Origin of the sequence: Halobacillus sp. BBL2006 (assembly GCF_000786645.1) — a bacterium.
GTDB lineage: Bacteria > Bacillota > Bacilli > Bacillales > Halobacillaceae > Halobacillus.
This window is the reverse complement of the sequence record NZ_JRNX01000426.1, coordinates 1-5423: the sequence shown is the minus strand read 5'-3', so window position 1 is coordinate 5423 and position 5423 is coordinate 1. Positions and strand designations below refer to the sequence as shown.

Below are 5423 nucleotides of genomic sequence, written 5' to 3'. Positions count from 1 at the left end.
GAGTTGTTTCCCCGCCAACCCGAGTCCTTATCCATTAACGGCCAAGACATCTCGAAACTGAGTCTTCAAGATAAGGGAGCTTTATGGGAAAAGAAAAATGGACTTCCGTTGGGAGAAAGTCCATTTTTTGTAACAGAATAGCATCTGAATAATTTATTTGAGCCTTAAATTAAGAAGAAAAGTAAAACCAATCCTCCGACAATGAAGCAGTAATAAGCGAAGTATTTTAGTTTTCCTTTTTCCATAATGTTCATGAACCAGATCAAGGAAAAGTATGAAGCTACGATTGAGCCTATAAATGCAATGGCATAACCCAGCCAGATCGCCGAGGAATCTGCGCTTGCAATCAAATCTTCAATCGACAGCAACATCGTTCCTAAACTGACAGGGATGTACAATAGAAATGAAAACCTAAGTGCGGTTTCCCGTTTCATACCCAGAAACATTGCGGCAACAATGGTTGCTCCAGATCGACTGATACCAGGAATGAGAGCAACGGCCTGGGCGAAACCTACAATCATTGCATCTTTCCAGTTTAGCTGTCCTTCACCTTTTCTTCCTCTTAAGTTTCGGATCAACCATAACGCTACCCCAGTGATGATCAGGGTTATACCCACAGTCTGAGTTGTAGATAGTACTTCAATCGCATCTCCGAGTAATATTCCTAACACGCCCGCCGGGATGGTCCCAATAATCAGGTAGATAATGAAATCAAAATCATCTTTTTGCCTTGAATCTTTTGATAATAAGTATCCTATTCCGTTTTTAGTCAAACGGATCAAATCTGATCTGTATATGATCAGGACAGCAATCAACGATCCGAAATTGACGAGTACTTCAAATTGAAGCCCTTCGAATTCCATGCCGATAATATCTTGTAAAATGACCAGATGTCCGCTCGATGAAATCGGAATCGGTTCTGTGAACCCTTGGAAAATTCCAAGAAATAAGTATTTGATTAATATCCAAATTTCTTCCATGTATGTTACTCCTCCAATATCTCTTAAGTTGAAAAAAGCATGTCCTTACTATATCGCTAGTTGATTTTTATGTGCAATAAGCCAAGTTATTCATTTGTGGCGCATCTATGTATGAAAAAGAAAAAGTGAAAAATCAACGAAAAAACGCTGCCATCATCTGATAGCAACGCTTCAGGATTCTTATAATTATGCTTCTTCTTCCTTTATGACTCCATCTCCAAGAACCATAGCGGCCAATGTAAAAATCACAGTCAATACAATGACTTGGAGAAAATCAAAGTGACCTCCTGACATGTTACTGATGACATATGCTGCCATCGAGCTCAATAGAAAGGCCCAAATCAAAGTCCAAATGATCCGCATCACTAATCACCTCGTTTTACACATTCTGACTCTATCTTACCAGAGTTGCTTTTAAAAAGAAATATGAAATCGCTTTTAGAAACATCATTCTATAGAAGCACGAATAAAATAGAAAAGATGAGGAAGGAGGGAAGGGTGAATGATGATTACCGTCTCCCCATGTTTTCATTGGGTAGGATATCATATCAGTACAGGCCTTCTTCAAGAGGGCTATGAAGTCATCGGAATCGACGGGATGGATGATCTTCTTAGTGATCATCTCTATATGTACGTAGGACGAAACAGTAATTTTCAGCATTTTTATAATCATACGGATAAAGAGAACCATCTTCAGATAGGGGAAGAGGAGAGAAAAGTATCCATAGATGATTACCTTATTGTGATTCTCAGTGGCGAAGGCAGCTCGCTTGTGAGAAGGATAGAGATTCCTGAACTTTATGGTGAATGGATGGACATCCATTCGTTGAACCTTCAAAGTCCTGACGAATTGTATGAATGGGTAATAAAGAATGACGCTGTCTATATTACAGATTTTCTAAAAGTTATGATCCCATTAATTATTGAAGAAAAAGCTCAAACCTCTACGGTGATTTTTGATCAGGAGAAATCAGATGAAGATAGGAAGAGAAATGTAGAAGCTGTATGGAAAAGCCATATGGTAAGCCTTTCTTTAGGGATTATCTAAACATACACGTTTACTTTCAGTATTAAAGCGATGTAGAATAAGGGAGGAACAAGTAGTGCGGTATTAGGAGTGCTTAGCGTGAGACCACTATACGTCATATTACTTTCTCTATTATTGCTTCTTACTGGATGTAATCAAATATCGGGCAGTGGCCAATCGAATCGAGTGGGAATGCTTGTTGAAACGACGATTCACGATCAAGCCTGGGGGCAGCAAGGGTACAAAGGTTTACAATCCATTCAGGAAGAATATGGAGTGGATATTTACTTTAAAGAGGGAATTAAAAGTTATTCTGAAACAGTTCAAGCTGTTGATCATTTAGTTAATAAAGGTGTAAATATCATATTCGGTCATAGTAATATCTATGGAGAGTATTTTCAAAAGCTTCATAAAAAATACCCTGATATACAGTTTGTTTATTTTAATGGTGAATTCTCAGCTGAAAATGTCACGAGTTTAAACTTCAGTGCCAATGCTATGGGTTTTTTCGCCGGGATGGTTGCGGGGAAAATGACGGAAGCGGACCGAATCGGAATTATTGCTTCCTTTGAATGGCAGCCAGAAGTGGAAGGCTTTTATGAAGGGGTCATGTATCAGAATCCTGAGGCCGATGTTCATATCGCTTTTACGAACAGCTGGGAGAATACAGAGAAAGCTTTAATGCTTTATGAACAAATGGAAGAAGAAGGGGCCGATGTGTTTTATCCAGCAGGAGATATCTTTAATGTTCCAGTCATTAACCAAGTCCAAAAGGATGGACATTATGCAATTGGGTATGTCTCCGATCAATCCTCTGTGGCTGAAAACACTGTATTGACGAGTACAGTCCAAAAGGTGGATGTTGTTTATAATCTAGCCATGGATCGTTTTGTAAATGGAAATCTCCCGGGGAGAGCCTTAACGTTTGATTTTCAGGATGGGGCCATCCAACTTGGAGAGTATAGCCCCGAAATTCCTGAATCTTTCCAAAAGCAGATGGATGAGTCGATCGATCAATATATGGAAACTGGGAAACTTCCGAATGAATAGACTTTGCGGCTGACCGTGAAGTCTATTTTATTTTTTGAATTTATCCATCATCGGCTTTACAATTGGGGCGATGGATTTCCAAGTTTTTGATACTTCGGAAAACAAATCTGGCCAATCGAAAGCGGGTACGTCCTTTGGTTCACTTTCCTTCTGTTTATAAGGTGGAGTGCGAAAGAGATGCTCGAAAGGCGAAGAATTTTTTTTAGCCATGGGGATCCCTCCTTTTGAACTATTGTATGAGCTCAAAAGCAAGGAATTGTGGGCGATACGTTGAATGATGGAGAGAGGTTGGACGACTTGCAGAATACAGGCAGATGAATTAAAATTAGTACCAAGTCATAAGAATTGATATTAGATATTACCTTAAGGGGATGAAGATATGAACGCAGGATTCTTAGGCGTAGGGCACTACGCTCCAGAAAAAGTTCTGACCAATCAAGATTTAGAGAAAATGGTGGATACTAGTGATGAGTGGATTCGGACACGTACTGGTATAGAAGAACGTAGAATCGCCTCTGATGACATGGATACCTCGGATATGGCTTTTGAAGCTGCCAAAAATGCACTCGAAGATGCGGACATGAAAGCCGAGGATCTGGATATGATCCTTGTTGCTACTGTGACGCCTGATACTCCATTTCCGTCAGTTGCAACGATGCTTCAGCACCGATTAGGCGCCCGTAAAGTGGCTGCTATGGATCTCAGCGCTGCCTGTGCAGGGTTTATGTATGGTGTAATTACGGCTCAACAGTACATCCAAAACAATTCCTATAAAAATATTTTAGTCGTTGGTGTAGAAAAGCTTTCTAAGATTACCAATTGGCAGGACCGTAATACGTGTGTCCTGTTCGGTGATGGAGCAGGAGCGGCTGTTATTGGACCGGTCAGTGATGGTAAAGGGATCCTGTCTTCTGAATTAGGTTCAGATGGTAGTGGTGGAGAGTATCTCTATCAAGACGGTACGCTCTTCATGAACGGTCGAGAAGTCTTTAAGTTTGCTGTCAGACAAATGCCTGAGTCATCTGTGAATGTGGTTAAGAAAATCGGTTTGAGTGAGCAGGACGTCGATTACTTGGTCCCTCACCAGGCAAACATCAGAATCATGGAAGCTGCAAGACAGCGTCTGGGCATTCCTGAAGAGAAAATGTCAACTCAAGTGAAACGATATGGCAACACGTCTTCCGCATCTATTCCGATTGCTTTGTCAGAAGACGTGAAGGCAGGTAAAATAAAAGATAACGATCTAGTTGTTCTTGTCGGATTCGGTGGCGGACTCACATGGGGAGCCGTTGCCCTTCGATGGGGTAAGTAACCAAGGAGGTTTGAATTATGGATAAACGACGTGTCGTGATTACCGGAATGGGGGCTGTGACGCCTGTCGGTAATTCTGTAGAACAAATGTGGAAAAATATTAAGAATGGTCAATCTGGAATTGGTGAAATCACCAAGGTAAACAAAGATGACTACCCAGTAAGTGTAGCAGCAGAACTGAAGGACTTCGACGCATCGAAGTATGTAGATCGCAAGGACGCACGCCGTATGGACCCATTTGTACAATATGCCATGGTTGCTTCCCACATGGCGGTTGAGGATGCTGGCCTTGAGATCAATGATGATAATGCTGAGCGTACAGGAGTTTGGATCGGTTCTGGAATCGGCGGAATGGGAACATATGAGTCCCAGTTCGAAACCTTCCAGCAAAAAGGTTATCGCCGCGTAAGTCCATTCTTTATTCCAATGATGATTCCTGATATGGCAGCTGGCCAAGTTTCTATTTCCCTGGGAGCAAAAGCGATCAACTCTTGTACCGTGACTGCTTGTTCTTCTGGAGCGAACTCCATCGGCGATGCCTTCAAAGTGATTCAGCGTGGAGATGCCGACATCATGATTGCAGGTGGTACAGAAGCTCCGATGAATAAGATGTCATTCGCAGGATTTGCCGCGGCTCGTGCTTTGTCTCTAAATGAAGATCCGAATACAGCAAGCCGTCCATTTGATAAAAACCGTGATGGATTTGTCATGGGAGAGGGAGCAGGAATCCTCATCCTTGAAACATTAGAATCCGCTAAAAAACGCGGTGCTAAAATTTATGGCGAATTGACTGGGTATGGATCTACTGGAGATGCTTATCACATTACTTCTCCAGCGCCTGAAGGAGACGGGGCATCGCGAGCGATGAGACAAGCCCTTGAGGATGCCAACCTTGAGCCGAGTGCAATTGATTACCTAAACGCTCATGGTACCTCCACAGAACTTAACGACAAATTCGAAACGCACGCAGCGAAAACCGTTTTTCAGGAGCATGCGAATAAGCTCGCGATTTCCTCTACAAAATCGATGACAGGTCACTTGCTTGGAGCGGCTGG

7 protein-coding genes are annotated in these 5423 nt (G+C 42.0%); 4 read left to right on the top strand and 3 right to left on the bottom strand.

Features of this window, described 5'->3' with window-relative positions; translation table 11 throughout:
* Nucleotides 1-164: 164 nt before the first annotated feature.
* Nucleotides 165-980 carry an undecaprenyl-diphosphate phosphatase gene (locus tag LD39_RS12845; RefSeq protein ID WP_035547376.1) on the bottom strand — a complete coding sequence of 272 codons (816 nt, stop codon included), beginning with the start codon at nt 978-980 and terminating at the stop codon, nt 165-167.
* A gap of 186 nt (nt 981-1166) precedes the next feature.
* A complete protein-coding gene (locus tag LD39_RS22205) occupies nt 1167-1343 on the bottom strand; it encodes a YjzD family protein (protein ID WP_081988442.1) in 177 nt (58 codons plus the stop codon).
* A 139-nt stretch (nt 1344-1482) separates the two neighbouring features.
* Here LD39_RS22205 and LD39_RS12840 point away from each other — a divergent pair, with 139 nt between their 5' ends.
* Nucleotides 1483-2028: a hypothetical protein gene (locus tag LD39_RS12840; RefSeq protein WP_035547371.1), complete on the top strand. Its 546-nt coding sequence runs from the start codon at nt 1483-1485 to the stop codon at nt 2026-2028.
* 78 nt (nt 2029-2106) lie between these two features.
* Nucleotides 2107-3057, top strand: a complete 951-nt coding sequence (locus LD39_RS12835) for a BMP family ABC transporter substrate-binding protein (protein ID WP_035547368.1) — start codon at nt 2107-2109, stop codon at nt 3055-3057.
* Between the two features lie 27 nt (nt 3058-3084).
* Here LD39_RS12835 and LD39_RS12830 read toward each other — a convergent pair whose 3' ends face one another.
* Nucleotides 3085-3267 (bottom strand): hypothetical protein, encoded by a 183-nt coding sequence (locus LD39_RS12830; RefSeq protein WP_035547366.1) that lies wholly within the window; start codon nt 3265-3267, stop codon nt 3085-3087.
* Between the two features lie 169 nt (nt 3268-3436).
* Between LD39_RS12830 and LD39_RS12825 the strand changes: the two genes are divergently transcribed.
* The gene (locus LD39_RS12825) at nt 3437-4369 is read left to right on the top strand and encodes a beta-ketoacyl-ACP synthase III (RefSeq protein WP_035547363.1); all 933 of its coding nucleotides are present in this window, start codon (nt 3437-3439) and stop codon (nt 4367-4369) included.
* Between the two features lie 17 nt (nt 4370-4386).
* The coding region (fabF, locus tag LD39_RS12820; protein WP_035547360.1) for a beta-ketoacyl-ACP synthase II at nt 4387-5423 on the top strand (1037 nt) is incomplete at its 3' end.